This is a genomic window from Micromonospora kangleipakensis (genome assembly GCF_004217615.1).
GTDB lineage: Bacteria > Actinomycetota > Actinomycetes > Mycobacteriales > Micromonosporaceae > Micromonospora > Micromonospora kangleipakensis.
On sequence record NZ_SHLD01000001.1, the window covers coordinates 1,075,791 to 1,095,104 of the forward strand.

A 19,314-nucleotide genomic window follows, 5' to 3' on the forward strand; every position below is an offset into this window, starting at 1 on the left:
TACCAGGACCTACTCCGGCGGCTCGCCGTGCCGGCCGGCGCCGGCGGTGAAGCGGGCGGCGCCCGGCATCGCGTCGATGATCAGGGACTCCATGCCGAAGGCCAGTTCGGTCGCCATCGCCTCCGGCTCCGGCAGGCCGGCGTTGGCGAGCAGCGCGGCCCGGTCGTTGCGCAGGCAGGTCTGCGGGTGCCGGGCGATCTCGGCGGCCAGCCGCTCGGCCTCCGCCCGGGCCGCACCCGGCGCGACCAGCCGGTTGACCAACCCCATCGCGTACGCCTCCTCGGCTGGCACCGGGCGGCCGGTGAGGATCAGGTCCATCGCCCGGCTCTCGCCGATCAGCCGGGGCAGCCGGACCGTGCCACCGTCGATCAGCGGGACGCCCCAGCGCCGGCAGAACACCCCGAGCACCGCGTCGGACTCGGCGATCCGCAGGTCGCACCAGAGCGCCAGCTCCAGCCCGCCGGCCACGGCGTACCCGGAGATCGCGGCGAGCACCGGCTTGGACAGGCGCATCCTGGTGGGGCCCATCGGACCGTCGCCCTCCGGCTCGACCCGGTTGCCGCTCGGCGTACCGATGGCCTTCAGGTCGGCGCCCGAGCAGAACGTGCCGCCGGCGCCCCAGAGCACGGCGACCGCCGCGTCCGAGTCGGCCTCGAAGGCGCGGAACGCGTCGGCGAGCGCCCGGGCGGTCGGTCCGTCGACGGCGTTCCGGGCCGCCGGCCGGTCCAGGATCACCGTGGTCACCGGCGCGTCGTGCTCCACGCGTACGCCCATCGGGTCAGCATGCCCGCCGACGGCACCGGCACGCCAGGTTTCAGTCGGCGCCGTGCTGCCCTCGACGGGTCAGGTCAAGGCTCGCGCCCGCTACGAAGCTGATGACGTGAATGAATCGCTGGTGTCCGCCAGTCTCAGGCGCGCTCACGCAGCTCGGCGACGAAGGCTCGCCACGCGGCCGGGGTGAAGGTGAGGGCCGGGCCGGTCGGGTTCTTGGAGTCGCGGACCGCGACCAGGTCGGGGAGGTTGTCGGCGACCTCGACGCAGTTGCCGCCGTTGCCGCTGCTGCGGCTGCTCTTGCGCCACCGGGCGCCCGTCAGCTCCATGTCTCCGCCACTTCCGTGATGAGGTCGACCGACTGCCAGTGGGACGACGCCTCGCCGCGCACGTTCTCCCACGCGGCCATTATCGCCGCGATCTCATCGACGTCGCTAACCACTTGTCCCTGGAGCTGGTTGTCGAGGTAGCCGGCGAGCCGGTGGTCCGGGCAGGCAGCGATCACGAAGGGGCCGTTCAGGCCGGCGTAGGCCCGACCGAGGACGGCACGACGTGGATCCGGACGTGCGGTTCGGCGCAGGCGGCAACCAGGGCGTGGAGTTGCTCGCGCATCGTCTCCGGACCACCGACGGGCCGGCGGAGAACTCCCTCGTCGATGACGGCCGTGAACTGCGGCGGATCCTCTCGTCTGAGGATGCCCTGACGGGCGAGCCGAGCCGCGATGTGTCGGTCGATGTCGGCCCTCGGCAGCATGCCGGCACCGATGAGAACAGCTCTGGCATAGGCCTCGGTCTGAAGTAGGCCCGGCAGAACGAGGGATTCAAACGACCGCAGCGACACCGCCTCGCGCTCGATCTCCTGCCATGGACGGAACCAAACCGGCTCACGACGTCTTGAAGTGTCCGGCCAAATGTCCCCGACGTCCCGGCCCAGCACCTCCGCCGCTGACACCCGATGCCGGGGATGGGGGATCCGGCCCTCGCTGAGCCACCGCCCCACGGTCTTCGGGTCCACGCCCACTCGCTCGGCGAGCGATTCGGTCGTGTGCCCGGTCTCGCCGAGCGCCACCCGCAGCGCGTCGTTCACGGCCCCTCCATCGGATGTCTCGAATATCCACCGACCATATAGCTACGCGGTGTATCTGTCCGATCACCGGAGGGAGCGTGTTGCGCAGGACGGCGCGACCGGTGGAGGCGAGGAGCCCGGCGGTCGGCGTCAGCGCCGGGGCCGCCCCGCCAACGACGTCGGGGGCGGCCCCCTCGAACCTCTTCCGAAGGGAGCCCACCGTGCGTTTCCGGTTCTGGCGACACCAGCCCGAGAGGTCGATCCCCGTACCTCGACCGAGGACGCCGCTGAACGAGCGGCCGAGCTGGGCGACCCGGCCGACCGAGGTCTTTCCGACGAGCGACCCGGGTCGCGCGGGCAACCTCACTCCGGCGCAGCGCTGGCGGGCCGGCGGATGGCGGCGCGCCGGCGGCCGGAGGTGAGCCGCCCGTCCCGGCCGCACCTGCCGATGCGCCCGCTGTGGCGCTGCCGGGGCTGCGGCGCGGAGTGGCCCTGCCAGCCGGCGCGACTCTCCCTACTGGTCGAGTACCGCGACGACCGGACCGCGCTGCTGGTCTACCTCGGCACCCTGATGGCCGAGGCCGGCGCGCAGTTGTCCCAACTCAACGGCCACGCCGCGCCGGCGAATCTGACCGAGCGGTTCCTGTCCTGGGCGCGCGCCCGATGACCGGCGCGGCGGCGGCTCCCGGCGGTCCGCGCCGGCGGTCAGGCGCGGCGGGCCAGGGTGGCGCCGAGGGCGGCGCCCACCACGCAGCCCACCCCGAGCAGCTGCGGCCAGGCCAGCAGCTCGCCCAGGAGCAGCGCGCCGACCAGCGCCGCCACCGCCGGTTCCAGGCTGAGCAGGACCGCGAAGACCCGCGCCGGCAGCCGGCGCAGGGCGGCCAGCTCCGCCGAGTACGGCAGCACCGACGACAGCAGCGCCACCCCGAGCCCGAGCGCGAGGATCCGGGGGTCGAGCAGCTCCGCGCCGCCCGACGCCACCCCGAACGGCAGTACGCAGACCGCGCCCACGGCCATCCCCAGCGCCAGCCCCCGGGTGCCCGGCACGTGCCCGCTCATCGCCTTGCCGAGCAGCACGTACCCGGCCCAGCCGACCGCGATCAGCGCGCAGAGCAGCAGGCCGACGGCGTCCACGCCGACCCCGCCCAGTCCGGCGAGCAGCAGCACGCCCGTGCCGGCCAGCGCCGCCCAGAGCACGTCGGTGAACCGGCGGCTGCCCAGCAGCGACACCAGCAGCGGACCGGCGAAGCCGACGGTGACCGCCACCCCGAGCGGCACCCGCTGCAGGGCGGCGTAGAAGGCGAGGTTCATCGCCGCCATGGCCACCCCGAACGCCCCGACCAGACCGACCGCCCGCCAGCCGAGCCGCAGCGTGGGCCGGCTCGCCGCGAGCAGGACGAGCGCGCCGAGGCCGAGCCGCAGGGCGGTGGTGCCGCCCGGGCTGGTCGAGGCGAAGAGCTGCTTGGCCACCGCCGCGCCGACCTGCGTGGAGACCATCCCGAGCAGCATCAGCAACGGCGGCGGTACGGCCTCCGGGCGGCCGAGCGCCGCGGTGAGCCGGACGGCCGGGTGGACCGGCAGGGGGCGGGAAGCGTGCGCGTACACCTCGGTCACGATGGTCGCGGACCGGGCCCGGCGCGACCGGATTTCCCGCTCCCCGGGCCGGCCCTGCGGTTCGGGGCGGGCGCTAACATCAGCGGCGGCACGATCATGTGAGGTGCCCCGCGCGAGCGGGGAGAATCGGGAAGCCGGTGCGAATCCGGCACGGGCCCGCCGCGGTGACCGGGGAGCCACCGTCCACGCGCGTCACGCGCAGCCACTGGCCGTACGGCTGGGAAGGCGGACGGCCAGGCGTCGATCCGGGAGTCCGAAGACCGGCCTCGCGTCAGCCTGCCCGCCCTTCGGGGTCGGGCCGAGCGCAGCGGGAGCCTGCCTTGGATCTGTACGACGTCATCCACCGCCGTCGGGACGTGCGCGCCGAGTTCACCGGAGCGCCGGTGCCGGACGACACCCTGGACCGCATCCTCACCGCGGCGCACGCCGCGCCGAGCGTCGGCCACACCCAGCCCTGGGACTTCATCCTGGTACGCGACCCGGAGACCCGCCGCCGCTTCCACCGGCACGTGCAGGTCGAGCGGGACACCTTCGCCGCCACCCTGGACGGTCCGGCCGCCGAACGGTTCGCCCGGATCAAGATCGACGGGGTGCTGGAGTCCACGCTCTCGGTCGTCGTCACGTACGACCCCGCGCGGGGCGGCCCGGCCGTGCTCGGCCGGCACGCCATCGCGGACGCCGGCCTCTACTCGGTCTGCCTGGCCATCCAGAACCTCTGGCTGGCCGCCACCGCCGAAGAGCTCGGCGTCGGTTGGGTCTCCTTCTACCGGGAGCCGTTCCTGGCCGAGCTGCTCGGCATCCCGGCCGGCGTCCGCCCGGTCGCCTGGCTCTGCCTCGGCCCGGTCACCCACCTGGAGACCGTCCCCGACCTGGTCCGCCACGGCTGGCGCGCCGGCCGCCCGCTCACCGCCGCGCTGCACACCGACCGCTGGTCCGCCTGACCCGCCTGACCCACCCGCGCTCCGGCTGCGCCAGCAGGATCGCGCTGTCTCCTGAGAAGGCGGGCGGGTGGTCCGGTTACCGGACGGGTGATTCGCCGCCGCCGCCCGGTTTGGGGCGGCTCCTGCCGGGAAGTCGGACCGGGTGCGTGAACTGCTGACGAAACTCGAACAGGCCTCCGCGCTGGACCGGGTGGGCGACCGGTTGCAGCGCGTCGTCCAAGCCACCCTGCGCCCGCAGCGGGTCCGGGACGCGCTGCACGGCGTCTGGCTCGGGCACCCGCTGCACCCGGCGATGGTGCAGGTGCCGGTCGGAGCCTGGATCTCCGCCGCCGTGGTCGACCTGCTGCCCGGGCAGCGCCGGGCCGCCACCGCGCTGGTCGGGCTCGGCACGGCCAGCGCGGTGCCTGCCGCCCTGGCCGGGCTCAACGACTGGGCCTCGCTGACCCGCGACCAGCGCCGGGTCGGCCTGGTGCACGCCGCCTCCAACGCCGTCGGGGTGGCCCTCTACGCCGGCTCGCTGGCCGCCCGGCTGAACGGGCGGCACGGGCTGGGCCGGGCGCTGGCGTACCTGGGGCTCTCCGCGGCGAGCACCGGGGCGTACCTGGGCGGGCACCTGGCGTACAAGCAGGGGGCGCAGGTCACCCAGAGCGTCTCCGAGCTGCACCTGATCAGCGACGGCTGGCACCCGCTGGCCGACCTGGCCACCCTGCCGCAGCGGGAGCTGCTCACCCGGGAGGTGGACGACGTCTCGGTGATCCTCTACCGGCACGGCGACGACGTCACCGTGATGCTGGAACGCTGCCCGCACCAGAGCGGCCCGCTCGGCCAGGGCGAGGTGCAGGAGATCGACGGCCACGCCTGCGTGGTCTGCCCGTGGCACGGCAGCACGTTCCGGCTCAACGGTGGCGAGGTGGTGCACGGGCCGTCCGGGAACGACCAGCAGGTCCTGCCGACCCGGGTGGTCAACGGGGTCCTGCAGACCCGACTGCCCTGACGCCGACCGCCGGACCGTCGCCGGTCGCCGGAACGCCCGCCTGCCCGCGAGCGCCGGACCGGCGGCGGTCGGGCCCGGTCGGCCCGGTCGGTCAGTCCTTGCGGTGCCGGCCGCTGGAGAGCGCCCGCCCGGCGGTCCGGACCACCGGCCGCCGCCGCAGGCCGAGCACCGCGCCGATCTGCGCGCCGACGATGCTCGCCACCGCCAGCACCGCCGAGATCGCCAGCGGCCGGTTGATGCCCTCGTCGGTGATCGCCCGGGACGCACCGGCGGCCATCGCGGGCGGCTGTCCCACCGGCCCGTCGACATCCGGCGCGGGTTGCTGCGGCGTCACGTCGGACGGCTGCGGAGCGGTCGGCGTACGGGAGGCCGGGGCGGGGCGGGTGGGCGTCGCCGGACGGACCACCAGGCGGCCGGTGGCGTGCGTACGGGCGCCCTCGTCGACCGCGCTGGCGGGCAGTTTCAGCAGCTGACCGGCGCGGATCCGGTCCGGATCGGCGAGCCGGTTGAGCCGGGCAACCTCCCGGTAGCGGTCGAAGTCGTCGAGGTAGCGTTCGGCCACCTCGCCCAGGTAGTCGCCCTTCGCCACCCGGTACACCGGCGGCGCGGCCCGCCCCGGCAGCAGCCCGCCGGTGGCGGACGTGGTCGGCGCGGCCGAGCTGGCGGCCGTCGACGCGGTCGGGAAGGCCGACGCGGTGGCGACCGGCGGGGCGGCCAGGGTGGCGGCGCTCGCGGCGACCGGGGTCGCGGCGAGGATCAGCGCCACCGAGCCGACCAGCGCTGCGGCCGCCCGCTGCTGCCGGCGCATCCCGGGCAGCCGGGGCGCCGGCCGGTGCAGCGTCTGCGCCCCCAGCTCCAGCAGGACGGAGAAGGCGAACGTCGCCCAGCCGAACCAGCCGACCACCGCCAGCGCCCGCAGGAAGAGCTGCCCGTCGTCCCGGCTGGTCAGCGTCGTACCGATCTCGGCGAGGGTGGGCAGGTGGTCGGGGAGCGGGTTACCGGCGAAGGCGAGCAGCGCGATCGGCGCGCCGGCCAGCACCGCGCAGAGCACGACGAGGGAGCCGAGCCCGGTGAGGACCTGGCCGGTCCGCCGTACGGCGGACCGTTGCGGTGCGGCCATGGCTGCCTTCCTTCCTACGGCGCCCCGGTGAGCGCCCGCGCGGTGGCCTCACCGGTGACGGTGACGGTGTTGTCGAAGCCGAACAGGCCGAGCAGGTCCCGGCGGTAGGTGATGCGGACGCGTACCTGGATCTGCTTCTCGCCGTCGACCACCGGGAAGCTGACCTCGTGGCCGCGCACGCCGCGCGCGGCGGCGAGGTAGTCCGCGACGGCGGTCCGGGCGCTCGCCTCGTCGATCTCCTTCGGGCCGCCCTCGATCGCCCGCGCCCGGTCGATCATCTGGCCGCCGCTGCGGGCCGCCTCCGCGGCGAGGTCGTCCGCGCGCTGCAACGAGCGCAACTGCCCGGCCCCGTCGTAGGCGAGCCCGATGATGACGAGCACGCCGGTCATCGCAGCGGCGAGGAAGAGGCTGACCCGGCCGCTCTCCCGGACCGTCCACCCGGTCATCGGCGGCTCCGGTAGGTGTCCAGCGGCGAGGTGAAGGTGGCGGCGACGGCCTTGCCGCCCGGCACCCCGGGGGCGCGCAGGTCGGCGAAGGAGACGGTGCAGCTCACCGTGACCGTGACGGTCGCCGGCACGCCCGGCGCGCTGCGGTACGCCCGCTCGAAGGTGGTCCGCGTCCTTCCCACCGAGCCGCTGAGCGACAGCGCCGGCTCGCCCGAGCAGTTCAGGCCCCGCCAGTCGAGCTGTCGCCGGGCCGCCTCGACGGCGGCGGCCCGGCCTGTGCGGGCGTCCCGGGCGATCGAGGCGGCCCGGGCGGCGTCGTGCGCGGCCGACTCCACCGCCTCGTCGGCGACCGCGGTCCGGCCCGCCACCCCGGCCAGCACCATCAGCGCGATGAAGGCCGGGGCGAGCACCGCCACCTCGATCGAGACGGAACCCCGATCGGGCCGGTCGACCATCCGCCTCACCCCGTCGTCCAGCGTTCGATGGTGCCGTGGGCGGTCTGCCGGACCGGGAAGCTGACCCCCGGGATGACCGACAGGGACCGGCCGCTGACCGTGCAGGTGACCTCGGTGGCGCCGGCGACGCAGGTCGGGCCGGCGGCCTCCCAGCCGACCAGCCAGTCACCGGCCGCCCGCAGGAAACGGGTGGCCCGGGCCTCCCCGGCGCCGGGCGGCGCCTGGACGACCCGTTGGGCGTTCACTCCGCTCTGCGCCGCGTTCAGCGCGGTGGAGCGGGCGACGAACCAGACGGCGAGCTGGATCGAGGCGAAGAGCAGCACCAGGATCACCGGCATCAGCACCGCCAGCTCCACCGGGTTCGCGCCCCGGTCCGCCCCGCCCTCGGCGAGCCGCCGCCGGATGGCGTCGCAGAGCCGCCCCGGTCCGCGGGGGCCGGCGGGCCGATCGGCGGCTGCCGACCGGCTCCGGTCCGTACGAGCGGGGCGGTCCATCACGGCGCGGTGTTGTTCGGGATGGCGTTCATCCAGTTGTTCGCCTTGGTCAGGGCGAGCGCGGTGACCGCCATGGCGACCGCGACCAGCCCGAAGATGATCACGGCGGTCGGCACCGGGCTGTCGCCCCGCTCGGTGTCGCGGCGCAGCTCGGCCAGCCGGGTCGCCACCGCGGCATGCAGACAGGTGTAGAAGTACATGGCGTTCTCCTTCTCGGTTCGGTTCACAGGCGGGCGAGGAACGGATAGACGGCGAAGCCGAGCAGGACGAAGACCAGCAGCGAGCCGGGGATGTCCAGCCGGCTGGTCACCCCCTCGGCCCGGGCCAGGTTGTCGGTGCGGATCTGGTCGCGCAGCGAGTCGGCCCGGCTGCGCAGGGTCTCGTGCACCTGCGCCCCCTCGCTGCCCGAGGAGCGCATGATCGCGCCGACGTCGCCGAGCTCCGGGATGCCGATCCGGTCGGCCAGCTCCTGGAGCTCGTCCCAGGGCGAGTGCATCTGCAACTGGGCGATCCGCAGCGACTCGCGGATCCGGTCGAAGACCCAGCCGTCGCAGACCGCCGCCGCCCGCTCCAGCGACTGTACCGGGCCGTGCGCGGCGGAGAGCTGCAACGCCACCAGGTCGAGGTAGGTGCAGACCGCCTGGCGGAACTCGTCCCGCGCGGCGTCCGCCTTCGTCAGCACCGCGCGGTGCGCGAGCAGGCCGGCGACCAGCGCCATCCCCAGGCTGCCCAGCACCGGTACGACCACCGGGACCGACACCCCGCCCGCGAAGAGCGCGGCCGACGCCAGTGCCGGGGTGGCGAAGCCGACCAGCGCGGAGAGCAGCACCGACAGGGCGTACTGCTCGGGCGTCCGGTCGATCAGCGCGAGCTGCCGGTGCGGCGGACGCAGCCAGCGGGAGAATCCGCCCAACCAGTGCGGCCCGCTGCCGGCCACCGGGGCCTGGCCGGGCGGCTGGTGCAGCCGGCGCAGCGCCGGGCCGAGCGCCGGGGTGGCCGGCAGCGCCTCGCGTACCACGAGGAAGAGGCCGAGGCCGACGACCGCCCCGCCGACCACGGCGATGGTGAGCTGCCAGTTCAGAATCATGGGAGCCGCCTTTCGTTCGCGACTGCGGGGCTCGCAAGCTCACTCCTCGCGTTCACGCGATCGCCTGCTCCAGGTCGGGGGCGGGCAGGAAGCGCGCCGGGCGGGGCGGCTGGCTCATTGAGCGCACCCAGACCAGCAACCCGACGAACGCGGTGCCGAGCACCGCCATCACCAGCTGGCCGACCACCGTCCCGTACGGCTGCACGTACTCGCGGTTGACCAGCCCGTACGCGAGGGTGGCCAGGGTCATCCCGGTGAGGAAGCGGACCGCGAACCGGGGCTGGGTGCGCTTCGCCTCGATCTCCCGCCGGGTGGCCACCTCGGCGGAGGCGGCCGAGGCGATCGAGCCGAGCACGTCACCGAGGCGCTCGCCACGGTCGGTCAGGTGCAGGATCAGCGCGGCCACCACCTGGTCGCAGACCGGGTCGCCGATCTCGTCGGCGAAGGCGAGCAGGGCGGCCCGGGCCAGCCAGCCGGCCTGGAGCCGGGCGGCGAGGGCGCGTACCTCCTCCTGGATCTCGTCGGGCGCCGTGGCGATGGTGCCGATGATGGCCTGCTGGAGGCCCTGCCCGGTGCCGGAGATGTCCTTGAGCCGGCGGGTCCATTCGCCGACCGCCTCGATCCGGGCGATGGCCCGCTGCTCGGCCCGACCGACCGCGAAGAGCCACGGCACGCCGGGCACCGCCAGGGCCACCAGCAGACCCACCACCGGCAGCCCGGTGGACAGGAAGGCAAGCGCGCCGGCCAGCACCGCGCCGCCGAAGAGCAGCTGGTGGTTGCGCTGCTCCCGCCGGCTCGCCCCGGAACCCGTCCAGAGTCGACGCAGCCCCCGGCCCGCGCCGGGTGTCGTCCCGGCTGGTCGGGTGGTGCCGACCAGGGCGACCACGGCCAGCACCAGACCGGCTACGCACGCCGCCCCGGAGACCAGCGCGATCAGCTGGAGAGTCGTCATGAGGTCGACCGCCGGTCGAGTCGGGTGTGCCGGTGGCGCCGCCAGGCTCCGGTGCCGGCCTCGATGAAGCGGGTCAGCAGCCGGGCGTCGTAGCCCACCCGCAGGAGCTGGTCGCGGATCCGCTCGGGCAGGTGACGGGGGACCGCCCGGCCGTCCGGGCCCGGTCCGAAGACCGAGGTGGTGGTGATCCGGTTGCCCTCGCTCACCCCGATCACCTCCTCCACGTGGGAGACGAACCGGTGCTTGCGGCCGCCGATCGCGGTCTCGTCCTCGACGGTGACGTAGACGATCAGGTCCAGCGCGTTGCCGGCCATCCGGCGGGCCTGGTCGACCGTCATCTCCCGGCCGTGGGCCAGCGCCAGCTCGATGATCCGCTCGCTCACCCCGGCCGGCGTACGGGCGTGGATGGTGCACATCGACCCGCGGCTGGTGGTCATCGCCTGGAGCATCGGCACGATCTCCCGGGACCGGACCTCGCCGACGATGATCCGCAGCACGCCCATCCGCAGCGAGACCGGGATCAGGTCGGCGATGCTCACCTCGCCGGCCGGCCGCCCGTCCAGGCCGCGCTCGCCGTGCCCCTCCCGGGACTCGAAGCTCATCACCGCCCGGTGCTTCTGCCCCCGGCGGGCCGGCAGCAGCTCCCGGCTCTCCTCCAGCAGCACGTACGGCTCGTCGGCCGGAATCTCGTCCATCAGCGCCCGGATGACGGTGGTCTTCCCGGCCCCGGCCAGCCCGGCGACCATGATGTTCAGCCCGGCCCGCATCGAGGCGCGGAGGAAGTCGCGCAGCAGTGGATCGATCATCTCGTCCAGGTCGGGCCGGCTGCCGGCGATCTCCTCCAGGCTGACGTCCAGCGTGTTGTGCTTGCGGATCACCGCGTACGGGCGGTGGCTGACCAGGAAGACCGCGGCGAGCCGGCTGCCGTCGGGCAGTTGCAGGTCGAGCGTCGGCTTCGAGGTCGACAGGGAACGCTCGGTCGCGCCGGCCCGGCGGGCCGCCGCCTGGAGGATCTCCACCAGCTCGTCGTCGCTGTCGGCGATCGGCTCGACCCAGTCCACCCCGCCGCCGTGCCGGGTGATCCGCACCTGGTCGCAGCCGAGGATGTGCACCTCCTCGATCGTGTCGTCGACCAGCAGCGTCTGGAGCCGGCCGAGACCGACCAGCTCGGCGGTCACCTGGTCGAGCAGGAGCCGTTCGGCGTCGGCCGGCATCGGGGTGCCGGCCCGGCGCACCGAGTCGGCGTACGCGGAGACCACCGCGACGGCGAGCCGGGCGCGCTCGACCTCCTCGGCGTCCGCGTCGAACTCCCGGCCGCGCTGCCAGAGGGTGAGCCGTTCGCTCAGCTCCCGGCGCAGCTCGCGGACCACCGCGAAGTCGACCCGGGGGCGGGGCGGCGGCGCCACCCGGTGTGGCGGGCCGACCGCGACCGGGGGCGGCGCGGGGTGGTGGTGCCGACCGTTCGGCGGGGGGAGCGGCGGTGCCGTGGAGGTGGCCCCCGGCTGCTGCCCGCGCGGGTCGTGGGAGACCGGCTCAAACCGCACCGTGGGCCTCCTGCGGGACCGGCGCCTGCGGCGCCCCCTGGGTGACCGGCCAGGCCAGCCGGGCCCGTCGACGTTCCAGCAGCGCCCGGATCGGTACCTCCAGCGCGCCGGCCGCGCGCATCAACGGCCGTCCGGCGCGTACGGTGCCGCCGAGGCTGAGCACCTCCGCGGTACGCGGGTCGTGTGGCAGGCGGGCGATCACCGGCAGCCGCAGCGCCTTGCTGATCTCGCTGGTGCCATGCCCGTCCCCGACCACCAGCAGGCGCAGGGTGCCCGGCGGCACCCGGTGCTCGGCGAGGTCCCGCTCGACGGCGCGGATGGTGGCCCGGGTGGCGGAGAGGTCGGGCAGCTGGGCCCGGGTGACCAGCAGCACCACCGCGGCGGCCCGGAGCACCGGCCACGGTGGACCGGCGACCTGGAGCCGTCCACAGTCGACCAGCACGTCGTACGGGGGCAGGCCCTTCTCCAGCCCGGCGAAGGAGTCGGCGAACCGCTGCCACAGCGGGGTGACGCTGCCGGCCTGGGCCGGGTCGACCACGCCGGGCAGCAGCAGCCGCTCCCGCTTCGGCGCGTCCAGGTCGACCAGCTGGGACCAGAAGGCGGTGTCCAGGTTGCCGTCGCGCAGCTCCCCGACGGCGAGTTCGCCGATGCCCCGGGGGCCGTCGAGCGCCCCGCCGAGGTAGCCGGCGAGGATCGAGCCGCCCGCCGGGTCGCACTCCGCCAGCACGAGCCGCCGGTGCCAGCTCAGCGCGGCGGCGAGGGCCGAGGTGGTGACGCCGGGCGACCCCTTCGCCGAGACCAGGGCGATGATCGCCATCAGGCCGCCTCGGTGAGCACGACCGCGATCCGGTCGTCGGCGGCCAGCACCACCACGGCGGGCACGTCGCGTACGGCGAGGGCCAGGTAGACCACCACGTCGTCGTTCTCCGGGGTGGCGGTGTCGATCACGGTGGCCTCGAACCGGGTGCCGCCGCTGCGCGCCGGACCCTCGGCGTTGGAGTCCGGGGTGCTGACCAGGAGCACCTTGTCCCCGGGGTGCAGCTTGCGGGCCGGCACCTGGCTCGGCTCCAGGCCGAGCGCGATCTGCTGCTGGCCGGGGCCGAGCAGCGGGTCGTCGGTGAGCTGGGCCCGGGTCAACAGGGTGCCGGGGGTCAGCGACACGGCGGCCCGCAGGCCCACCACCTCGTTCAGCCGGCGGGCCGGCACCGGCGCCAGGCCCTGGCCACCGGAGACCTGCACCGCGACCAGGTCGGCGGCGCTGAGCTGCCGGCCCACCTCGACCGGCCGGGCCACCGCCAGGTAGCTGCCGGTCGCCCGGACCGAGGTGACCGCGAAGGCCGCGCCCAGCCCGCCGAGGGCGATCAGCAGGACCGCCAGGCCGAGCAGGCCGGGCCGTACCCGCCGCTGCCGGACCACCTTGGGGGGCGCCACCGGGGCGTCCACCGGGGTCCCGTTCCGCGTCACCAGACTCACCGCGTCACCACCTGAAGTTCGTCGATTTCCACCGGGACCGTGCCGCTGTTCCGCTGCTGGGGGATGTCGCCGCTCGGGTCGCCGTCGCCCGCCTCCCAGTGCACCGTCCAGTACGTGGTGGCGCTGACCTGGTAGGTGTCGGCCCGGCGGTAGCCCTGGTCGTAGCCGCAGTCCGGGGAGGTCAGGCCGGCCCGGGGACCGTCCGCCTGGTAGGGGGTGCCCGGCCTGGTGCAGGTGACCCGGGTGCCGTCGCCCATGTTCCAGACGATCCGGTCCACCCTGGCCGTGAGGCGGACGGTGAGCCCGCGGTCGGAGGCGGACGCGCTCAGCGGGCCGAAGTAGCTGGCGCCGCCGCCGGCCCACATCCAGACCGGCAGCCCGACCAGGCCCGGCCCCTTGCTGCGCCGGGGAGCGACCGCGATCCGGGGCGGGAGCAGCGAGATCGAGGCGAGCGCCCGCCGGGCCAGCTCCTCCGGGTCCGGCGGGGCGCCGTAGCCGGGCGGCGGGCCGTCCCGCAGCACCACGGTCTGCGCGCCGAGGTCGCCGCCGTTGCAGGTCTGGACGTACCACTGCTTGCCGTCGGGGGCGGGGGGCTGCGGCTCGGCGACCTTGTAGTAGCAGCCGTCGCCGGTGTTGAACCAGCCCAGGATGTCGTCGTAGCAGGGGATCACCCGGCCGTTCCACCGGCACTTCGCCGTGCCGCCGGAGCCGCCACCGCCGGTGTCCCCGCCGCCGCCCGGCCCGCCCGGCCCACCCGGCACGCCGGGGTCGTCGTCCCAGACGTTGCAGTCGGTCTGCCCGGGCGGGCATTCGGCGCCCGGATCGCCGGGCCCGGCGGCGGAGGCGGGCGCGCCGGTCAGCGCCAGCAGCAGCGTCAGCCCGGCTGCGGCGAGCAGCCGGCGGGGGGTCCCGGCCTCGATCGGCCGGGCCGGGACGCCCCCTCCTCCCCAGGTCAGCACGGCTGGTCCTGGTGCGCGGCGCCGAGGTTGACCAGCCACCGGCCGTCGGGGTAGCGGGTCGCGGTGGCGGTCGCCAGGTAGCGGCCCCCGCCGGAGCCCGGCACCACCCGCCGGTCCTTGGCGTAGACCAGCCGGTAGCCGGTCGCGTCCAGGCAGTCCTGGATCTCCACCGTGGGTGGGTCGGCGGCCAGGCTGACCGAAACGACGGTGGGATTGGAAACGAGTGTGCCGGTACGCATCGCGCCGTGCTCCTTCGCCTCACGAATTGCCAGTCGTACCCGGGTCAGCAGCGGATCCGCCACGAATCGGGCCAATGCCGGATGCGTCGGATCGCTGTGCGCACTCGCCGCCCGGGACGCCTCGAGATAGCCGGAATAGGCGGCGAGGGCCGCCTTTCCCGCCGCCTCGTCGGCGGCGTCCGAATGGGCGACCGGGGTGGCGTCGTGGTCCGCCGGGGGGCGGGTCGCCGTCTCCCGGTCGGCGCCGCAGCCGGCGCTCGTACCCAGCACGGCAAGGCTGAGCAGGCAGGATGTCCATCGGCGGGATTGCCGTGTACGCAACGCCGGGCCCTCCTCGGTGGCGGCCCGGAGCCGCCTGGCGGGCGTGCTCCGGGCAGGCGGAAGCGCGCCCGGATGTGCTCTGCCGGGCCTGAAGTCGCTGCCGCTGCATTTATCTGTACGGATCTTTTACAAATTCGAAACCTGATGTCTCCGGTCGGCCTCCGACGCCAATTGCTTGGGGGTTGCGTCGTACCCAAGGGGCGAGCATAGGCTGACGCTCGCCGATGCAACAGAGGCAATTCATTTGATCACGCTCAGTGATGACGGGTGGTGATGACGGGTGGGTGTCCGGAGGGTGACGCGACGGCCCGGTCCGGCGGCGGCCGTCGGTCGGCACGGACCGACCGGTCCGGCGGTCGGGTGGCCGGCGGGCGGGCGGCCGGCCGGTGGATTGGGTGGCATCGGTGCCTCTGGTCCGATCCGTCCCGCCGCCCTTCGGGCCGTCGAAGGGGTCGCGCCGGTCGCCGGCCGGGCGCTGCCGTCAACCCGGGTCCGCTCGACCGGCACGCCACTTTCCGCGCCATCCGCCACTCGCCGATCGGCAGAATTTCACTCTCCGTGCTCCGAAGTGGAACACACCGCGACCGTCCGGCGGGGCCCGCGATGACCGGTCGAGGGCTCCGGACCGCCGACCGGGCGGCCACCGGGGAGGCTTCCGCGCCGAGCGCCCGTCCGGCCGTACGCCTGCTGGCCGCCCTGGCGGTCGTACCGCCGCTGCGGCTGGCGGTGGCCCGGTACGCCGTACCGCCGGGGTCCGCGGACCGGACCGGGTGCGACGGCTGCGGCGCGCCGATCGGCCTGGACCGGCCGGTGCCGGCGCTCGGGCCGGCGGCCCGCTGCCCGGGCTGCCGTGCGCGGGTCGGGGCGGCGCCGGGCGCGGTCGAGCTGGCCCTGGTCGCGGCGCTGGCGGTGCTCGCGCTGGCCGGCGGTTCGGTCGCCGAGCTGGCCGCGACGGCCTGGTGGCTGGCCTGGGCGGTGCCGCTGGCCCTGGTCGACGCGGCCGTGCACCGGCTGCCCGACCGGCTCAGCTACCCGGCGGCGGCCGGCACCTGGGCGCTGCTCGGGCTGGCCGCGCTGACCGGGCCCGGACCGGCGCCATGGCTGCGCGCCACGCTCGCCGGGTCGGGCCTCGCGCTCGGGTTCGCGGCGACCACCCTGCTGCTGGGTCGGCGCGGGTTCGGGCTCGGCGACGCCAAGCTGGCGCTGAGCGTGGGGGCGCTGCTCGGCTGGTACGGCTGGCCGGTCCTGCTGGCCGGGCTGGTGCTCGCCTTCGCCCTCTCCGCGCTGGTCGCCCTCACCCTGCTGGCGACTCGCCGGGTCCGCTGGTCCAGCCACCTCCCCTTCGGCCCGTTCCTGATCATCGCCACCCCCCTGACGCTCCTCCTCACCCCCTGACCGCCCGTTCGATCAAGGAGTTGTGGTGCCCGGTTCGTCCGTGATGAACGAGGCGGCGGCGGGGTGCGGCGTCAGCGGCGGGCGGGGTGGGTCAGGGGGCGGCGGGCCGCGCGGCGGACGCGCCAGTGCAGGGCCTCGGCGAGTGGGCGGGCCGCGAGCGGGGTGAACAGGGTGCCGAACAGGGCACCGAGGAGCAGGCCGGCGGCCACGTCGTGCGGGTAGTGCACGCCGATGAACGTGCGGGAGAGCGCGGCGAGCAGCGCCAGCGGGGCGGCGACCAGCCCGATCCGCCGGTGCAGCAGCAGGGTTGCGGCGGCCAGTGCGCCGGCGATGGTGGCGTGGTTGCTCGGGAAGGACCAGTCGCCCGCCGGCGGGCAGTGGGCGGCCACGATCACCAGGTCGGCCGGGCTGCGGCAGGGGCGGTCCTCGGCGACCAGGTCCTTGAGCCCCTCGCTGCCGCCGTACGCCATGAGCACCGACACCGGGGCGGCGAGGGCGAGCGCCCGCCCCCGGATGTCACCGCCGAGCAGCCGGGTCGCCGCGGCGAGCAGCAGCAGTACGCCGAGCAGCAGGACCGCCCCCTCGGTGAAGTGGTTGGCGAACCAGTGGACCGGCTGGGGCGTGCCGTCGGCGAAGTCGACGATGTCGCGGTACCACTCGACGCTGATGTCGGGAACATCGGTCATAACGGTGTCAGTCATGAATCACCTCACCAAATGTTCATACTCCGTTCACCTCCACGGCACAGTAGGAATCGACGGGTGGGCACGCAGTGCGCGAAGGTCCGGCCCTTCACCTGACCTTCGTCCAGGGGTTCCGCTCAGTCGGTGGCAGCAGGCTCGGCGGGCTGGCGCTGGCCCGGCTGGGCGGTCAGCCCGGACATCCGCTCGACCACCGCCTCCAGCGCCTCGAAGGCGTACGCCCAGTTGTGGCACTTGAAGCTGCGCAGCCCCTCGATGGGGGTGCGGCAGTCGGCGCAGTACACCCCGGGGATCGCGTCCGGCACCTCGGTGTTGACGTACTTGCGCTCGCCGAGGATCACCCGGGCGATCATCGCCCGGTCGTGCACGCCGTGCAGCGCCGACGCGACGATGTCGTACCAGTTGGCCCGCCGGCCGCACTTCGGGCAGTCCGGCTCGTCGCCGCTGACCCAGAGCGGCGCGCCGATAGTGCGCGCCGGCATCCCGAGCAGCTTCTCCAGCCGGCGTACGTCCGGCTCCGGCGTCGTCCAGCGGTGCCGGCCCGGCAGCGAGGCGGGCGAGTCGTAGACGGCGCGGAACACGACCGGATCCACCTCCACGGTCTCGCGCTTGCTGGTCATGCGATACCTCCTCGACGCTCGGTGGCACCACCGTCCTATCAGGTGAACGGGGCGCGCAGCCGGATCAAGGACACGACACGGCGGGTCAGCGGTGTCGCGCAGGGTGCTGCACATCAGGCGCGGCGTCGGCATCCGCCACTGACCGTCCCTGTCGCCGGCCGGGTTCAGCCGCCGGTCGAGCTGGTCAGCCCTGGTGCGCCGATGCCGGCGTCGGCTGGTCAGATGTCGACGGCCAGGCGGACCGTCACCATGTCTCCCACCTCAAGCCCTTCGGCCTTCCGCACCGACGCCCGCACCGGCACGATGTACCGCCCGTCTTTCGGAAACAGCGACGTCTCCCACCCGGTCCCCCCGATCTGCGCCCGGACCGGAACCATGCCCCAGCCGTAGGTCACCAACGCGGACATCGCGGCCAGTTCACCGCACTCCTCTTCCGGAACCGTGATGAAATGCCACGGCGCCGGGCCTTTCCAGAACCACATCTCGCCGGTGAACTCCAGGTTCATCCGATCACCCCGCCCACCTCGGGTTTCCCGCAACGGCGTCGAGCCACAGGACGTACAGCAGGCGCTGAGGCACGCCAACACCCTGGAAACCTACGTGCACCGGCTGCCGAAGAGGGACCCGCCGGTCTTCAAGCTCGCGCAGCTCGCTGGCCACGAGCAACACCGACACGGGCGTCGGCGCTGCTGCCAGCGTCTCGCCGCCCACCTCCGCGGTCAGCCGGGGCGCCCCCGCAGCATGGCCCGGGTCAACCGCCCGCCCATGGCGTCCCCGACCACCACCCCGGCCAACACCAGCACGACGAGGGTGGTGACCAGCACCGGGGGCCAGCCGCCCACCAACGGTGCCGCAGCCGCCAGCACCAGCAGCCAGAGCACCCGGTGCCACGGGAGCATGCCGGCGATCCGGTAGGTGAACAGGGTGCGCCCGAGCAGGAACAGCGCGGGCCCGCCGAGGATCAGGGCGGTCCAGCGCGCCGGTGTGTCGCCGGTGGACCGGTCGATGACCAGGTCGAAACCGGCGGCGGTGCAGACGATGCCGGCCAACATCACCAGGTGGGTGTACGGTGCCAGCCGTGTCGCCCGCCGGAGCAGCTGCGCCGACGACATCCGCACGATGGAACCGGCCCCCAGGACGTAGATCTGCCAGAGCAGCAGCATGGTGACGAAGGCGGCCAGGAAGGCGGCCAGCCGTGCGCGGGTGAAGTCCGCGGCGTTGATCTCCAGGGCCGGTACCAGGATGATGTCGCCGAGCGCCAGGATGACGAACTGCTGGTACCGCTCGCCCAGGTGCTCGGTCGTCTTCTCGTACTGTCCGACCGGTACCCGGCCGAGCCGGGGTGTGGGGTAGCGCGCCGCAGCCGCGACGTAGTCGATCGCCACCGCGACGGTCCAGAGCGTCCATCGCGGCGCGTCCGGCAGCAGCGCCCCGACGACCCAGAAGACGCCGGAGACCAGGAACCAGACAAGGAAGCGCGCCGCACGCTCCTCGGCCGGATGCCGGTGCTGGTGCAACACGCTCACCAGCACCAGACCCCGCACCACGTGCGGGGTCACGTATCCGGCGGCGAAGATCAGCGCGTGCGCGTCGGAGGCCAGCGCCGCTGCCATCAACACGGCACCGAGCATGGTCACCATCAGGATGACCTGGATCGGACGCTGGTCGGGGTCGTAGAAGTCGGTGGTGGTCGAGGTGATCGACCAGGTCCACCAGATGGCCATCAGCATGAGCACGACCGGCCCGACGCCGGCCCACGAGTCCCGCTCGGCGATCAGCATCGAGGTCAGCGCCAGGGCGGCCACGAAGACGACGTCGAAGAGCAGCTCCAGCAGGGTCGCCCGGGTCGACCCGTTCGGCCGGCGCACCAGCTCGGTGCTGTCTCCGGTCGTCATGCCCGGCCTCCCGCCGCCCGTCACACCCGGTCGCGCGGGCGACGCCGGGGCCGCGTTGCACGCCGGCCGCCGGGCGTACGGCCCCCGGCGCTGCATCCTCGAGGATTATCGGTGCCGCCGGGGTGGCCCGTCCCCGGATCGGCAAGTCCGGCCGGCGGCCGGATTATCAGCTCGAGCGCAGGCTTGACAACAGCGGCTACGAGCGCACCGACCGGCGCCTTGCTCTTG

At 74.5% G+C, this 19,314-nt stretch carries 23 protein-coding genes, 1 pseudogene and 1 riboswitch; of the genes and pseudogenes, 4 read left to right on the forward strand and 20 right to left on the reverse strand.

Annotated features, from left to right (window positions below):
* Positions 1 to 9: 9 nt before the first annotated feature.
* From EV384_RS05200 to EV384_RS05210, 3 genes and pseudogenes are all read right to left on the reverse strand, one after another.
* Complete coding sequence (locus EV384_RS05200) at positions 10 to 774, reverse strand: crotonase/enoyl-CoA hydratase family protein (RefSeq protein ID WP_130330628.1); 765 nt, start codon at positions 772 to 774, stop codon at positions 10 to 12.
* Positions 775 to 908: 134 nt separating this feature from the next.
* Positions 909 to 1,100 carry a DUF397 domain-containing protein gene (locus EV384_RS05205; protein ID WP_130330630.1) on the reverse strand — a complete coding sequence of 64 codons (192 nt, stop codon included), beginning with the start codon at positions 1,098 to 1,100 and terminating at the stop codon, positions 909 to 911.
* Positions 1,091 to 1,857 (reverse strand): annotated as a pseudogene (locus EV384_RS05210) (helix-turn-helix domain-containing protein). The gene EV384_RS05205 and the pseudogene EV384_RS05210 overlap by 10 nt, the downstream one beginning before the upstream one ends.
* 373 nt (positions 1,858 to 2,230) lie before the next feature.
* On the opposite strand from EV384_RS05210, the gene EV384_RS05215 reads away from it, so the two are divergent.
* The gene (locus EV384_RS05215; RefSeq protein WP_130330632.1) at positions 2,231 to 2,503 is read left to right on the forward strand and encodes a flavin reductase; all 273 of its coding nucleotides are present in this window, start codon (positions 2,231 to 2,233) and stop codon (positions 2,501 to 2,503) included.
* A 38-nt stretch (positions 2,504 to 2,541) separates the two neighbouring features.
* Here the strand turns inward: EV384_RS05215 and EV384_RS05220 are convergent, their stop codons facing one another.
* On the reverse strand, positions 2,542 to 3,441 hold the full coding sequence (locus EV384_RS05220; protein ID WP_242623947.1) for an EamA family transporter: 900 nt from the start codon (positions 3,439 to 3,441) through the stop codon (positions 2,542 to 2,544).
* A 93-nt stretch (positions 3,442 to 3,534) separates the two neighbouring features.
* A riboswitch (cobalamin riboswitch) is annotated at positions 3,535 to 3,733 on the forward strand.
* A gap of 37 nt (positions 3,734 to 3,770) precedes the next feature.
* On the opposite strand from EV384_RS05220, the gene bluB reads away from it, so the two are divergent.
* Both bluB and EV384_RS05230 read left to right on the forward strand, forming a co-directional pair.
* A complete protein-coding gene (gene bluB, locus EV384_RS05225; RefSeq protein ID WP_130330634.1) occupies positions 3,771 to 4,391 on the forward strand; it encodes a 5,6-dimethylbenzimidazole synthase in 621 nt (206 codons plus the stop codon).
* Positions 4,392 to 4,533: 142 nt separating this feature from the next.
* Entirely contained in the window at positions 4,534 to 5,385 is an 852-nt protein-coding gene (locus tag EV384_RS05230; RefSeq protein ID WP_130330636.1) for a Rieske (2Fe-2S) protein, read from the forward strand.
* A 91-nt stretch (positions 5,386 to 5,476) separates the two neighbouring features.
* Here the strand turns inward: EV384_RS05230 and EV384_RS05235 are convergent, their stop codons facing one another.
* Genes EV384_RS05235 through EV384_RS05290 form a run of 12 tightly spaced genes read right to left on the reverse strand, consistent with a single transcriptional unit; the run spans position 5,477 to position 14,475 of the window.
* A complete protein-coding gene (locus EV384_RS05235; RefSeq protein ID WP_130330638.1) occupies positions 5,477 to 6,505 on the reverse strand; it encodes a LysM peptidoglycan-binding domain-containing protein in 1,029 nt (342 codons plus the stop codon).
* A 14-nt stretch (positions 6,506 to 6,519) separates the two neighbouring features.
* Positions 6,520 to 6,951 (reverse strand): hypothetical protein, encoded by a 432-nt coding sequence (locus tag EV384_RS05240; RefSeq protein ID WP_130330640.1) that lies wholly within the window; start codon positions 6,949 to 6,951, stop codon positions 6,520 to 6,522.
* On the reverse strand, positions 6,948 to 7,406 hold the full coding sequence (locus EV384_RS05245) for a TadE/TadG family type IV pilus assembly protein (protein WP_130330642.1): 459 nt from the start codon (positions 7,404 to 7,406) through the stop codon (positions 6,948 to 6,950). The genes EV384_RS05240 and EV384_RS05245 overlap by 4 nt, the downstream gene beginning before the upstream one ends.
* 5 nt (positions 7,407 to 7,411) lie before the next feature.
* Positions 7,412 to 7,900 (reverse strand): TadE/TadG family type IV pilus assembly protein, encoded by a 489-nt coding sequence (locus tag EV384_RS05250; protein WP_130330644.1) that lies wholly within the window; start codon positions 7,898 to 7,900, stop codon positions 7,412 to 7,414.
* Positions 7,900 to 8,100: a hypothetical protein gene (locus EV384_RS05255; RefSeq protein WP_130330646.1), complete on the reverse strand. Its 201-nt coding sequence runs from the start codon at positions 8,098 to 8,100 to the stop codon at positions 7,900 to 7,902. Before EV384_RS05255 ends, EV384_RS05250 begins: the two co-directional genes overlap by 1 nt.
* 23 nt (positions 8,101 to 8,123) lie before the next feature.
* The gene (locus EV384_RS05260; RefSeq protein ID WP_165440146.1) at positions 8,124 to 8,984 is read right to left on the reverse strand and encodes a type II secretion system F family protein; all 861 of its coding nucleotides are present in this window, start codon (positions 8,982 to 8,984) and stop codon (positions 8,124 to 8,126) included.
* A gap of 55 nt (positions 8,985 to 9,039) precedes the next feature.
* A complete protein-coding gene (locus EV384_RS05265) occupies positions 9,040 to 9,984 on the reverse strand; it encodes a type II secretion system F family protein (RefSeq protein ID WP_207232557.1) in 945 nt (314 codons plus the stop codon).
* Positions 9,936 to 11,483 (reverse strand): TadA family conjugal transfer-associated ATPase, encoded by a 1,548-nt coding sequence (locus EV384_RS05270; protein WP_130330652.1) that lies wholly within the window; start codon positions 11,481 to 11,483, stop codon positions 9,936 to 9,938. The genes EV384_RS05265 and EV384_RS05270 overlap by 49 nt, the downstream gene beginning before the upstream one ends.
* Positions 11,473 to 12,300: a CpaE/TadZ family protein gene (locus EV384_RS05275; RefSeq protein ID WP_130330654.1), complete on the reverse strand. Its 828-nt coding sequence runs from the start codon at positions 12,298 to 12,300 to the stop codon at positions 11,473 to 11,475. Before EV384_RS05275 ends, EV384_RS05270 begins: the two co-directional genes overlap by 11 nt.
* Positions 12,300 to 12,956, reverse strand: a complete 657-nt coding sequence (locus tag EV384_RS05280; RefSeq protein WP_130330656.1) for an SAF domain-containing protein — start codon at positions 12,954 to 12,956, stop codon at positions 12,300 to 12,302. Before EV384_RS05280 ends, EV384_RS05275 begins: the two co-directional genes overlap by 1 nt.
* Positions 12,953 to 13,915 carry a hypothetical protein gene (locus EV384_RS05285; protein ID WP_130330658.1) on the reverse strand — a complete coding sequence of 321 codons (963 nt, stop codon included), beginning with the start codon at positions 13,913 to 13,915 and terminating at the stop codon, positions 12,953 to 12,955. The genes EV384_RS05280 and EV384_RS05285 overlap by 4 nt, the downstream gene beginning before the upstream one ends.
* Positions 13,909 to 14,475: a hypothetical protein gene (locus EV384_RS05290; protein ID WP_130330660.1), complete on the reverse strand. Its 567-nt coding sequence runs from the start codon at positions 14,473 to 14,475 to the stop codon at positions 13,909 to 13,911. Before EV384_RS05290 ends, EV384_RS05285 begins: the two co-directional genes overlap by 7 nt.
* Before the next feature lie 603 nt (positions 14,476 to 15,078).
* On the opposite strand from EV384_RS05290, the gene EV384_RS05295 reads away from it, so the two are divergent.
* Positions 15,079 to 15,870, forward strand: a complete 792-nt coding sequence (locus EV384_RS05295) for a prepilin peptidase (RefSeq protein ID WP_130330662.1) — start codon at positions 15,079 to 15,081, stop codon at positions 15,868 to 15,870.
* Between the two features lie 71 nt (positions 15,871 to 15,941).
* Here EV384_RS05295 and EV384_RS05300 read toward each other — a convergent pair whose 3' ends face one another.
* The 4 genes from EV384_RS05300 to EV384_RS05315 all read right to left on the reverse strand — a co-directional run bounded on the left by EV384_RS05300 (position 15,942) and on the right by EV384_RS05315 (position 19,086).
* Positions 15,942 to 16,571, reverse strand: coding sequence for a phosphatase PAP2 family protein (locus EV384_RS05300; protein ID WP_130330664.1), 630 nt, complete (start codon positions 16,569 to 16,571; stop codon positions 15,942 to 15,944).
* A 119-nt stretch (positions 16,572 to 16,690) separates the two neighbouring features.
* Positions 16,691 to 17,191 (reverse strand): hypothetical protein, encoded by a 501-nt coding sequence (locus EV384_RS05305; RefSeq protein WP_130330666.1) that lies wholly within the window; start codon positions 17,189 to 17,191, stop codon positions 16,691 to 16,693.
* Positions 17,192 to 17,409: 218 nt separating this feature from the next.
* Positions 17,410 to 17,697 (reverse strand): DUF1905 domain-containing protein, encoded by a 288-nt coding sequence (locus EV384_RS05310; RefSeq protein WP_130330668.1) that lies wholly within the window; start codon positions 17,695 to 17,697, stop codon positions 17,410 to 17,412.
* Between the two features lie 213 nt (positions 17,698 to 17,910).
* Positions 17,911 to 19,086, reverse strand: a complete 1,176-nt coding sequence (locus EV384_RS05315) for a low temperature requirement protein A (RefSeq protein WP_165439877.1) — start codon at positions 19,084 to 19,086, stop codon at positions 17,911 to 17,913.
* Positions 19,087 to 19,314 lie beyond the last annotated feature (228 nt).

Excerpts from the sequence above, each read along its gene's own strand:
- EV384_RS05200 (WP_130330628.1), bottom strand. The coding sequence starts at position 774 with ATGGGCGTACGCGTGGAGCACGACGCGCCGGTGACCACGGTGATCCTG.
- EV384_RS05205 (WP_130330630.1), bottom strand. The coding sequence starts at position 1,100 with ATGGAGCTGACGGGCGCCCGGTGGCGCAAGAGCAGCCGCAGCAGCGGC.
- EV384_RS05215 (WP_130330632.1), top strand. The coding sequence starts at position 2,231 with ATGGCGGCGCGCCGGCGGCCGGAGGTGAGCCGCCCGTCCCGGCCGCAC.
- EV384_RS05235 (WP_130330638.1), bottom strand. The coding sequence starts at position 6,505 with ATGGCCGCACCGCAACGGTCCGCCGTACGGCGGACCGGCCAGGTCCTC.
- EV384_RS05240 (WP_130330640.1), bottom strand. The coding sequence starts at position 6,951 with ATGACCGGGTGGACGGTCCGGGAGAGCGGCCGGGTCAGCCTCTTCCTC.
- EV384_RS05245 (WP_130330642.1), bottom strand. The coding sequence starts at position 7,406 with ATGGTCGACCGGCCCGATCGGGGTTCCGTCTCGATCGAGGTGGCGGTG.
- EV384_RS05250 (WP_130330644.1), bottom strand. The coding sequence starts at position 7,900 with ATGGACCGCCCCGCTCGTACGGACCGGAGCCGGTCGGCAGCCGCCGAT.
- EV384_RS05255 (WP_130330646.1), bottom strand. The coding sequence starts at position 8,100 with ATGTACTTCTACACCTGTCTGCATGCCGCGGTGGCGACCCGGCTGGCC.
- EV384_RS05275 (WP_130330654.1), bottom strand. The coding sequence starts at position 12,300 with ATGGCGATCATCGCCCTGGTCTCGGCGAAGGGGTCGCCCGGCGTCACC.
- EV384_RS05295 (WP_130330662.1), top strand. The coding sequence starts at position 15,079 with ATGACCGGTCGAGGGCTCCGGACCGCCGACCGGGCGGCCACCGGGGAG.
- EV384_RS05300 (WP_130330664.1), bottom strand. The coding sequence starts at position 16,571 with ATGACTGACACCGTTATGACCGATGTTCCCGACATCAGCGTCGAGTGG.
- EV384_RS05305 (WP_130330666.1), bottom strand. The coding sequence starts at position 17,191 with ATGACCAGCAAGCGCGAGACCGTGGAGGTGGATCCGGTCGTGTTCCGC.
- EV384_RS05310 (WP_130330668.1), bottom strand. The coding sequence starts at position 17,697 with ATGAACCTGGAGTTCACCGGCGAGATGTGGTTCTGGAAAGGCCCGGCG.
- EV384_RS05315 (WP_165439877.1), bottom strand. The coding sequence starts at position 19,086 with ATGACGACCGGAGACAGCACCGAGCTGGTGCGCCGGCCGAACGGGTCG.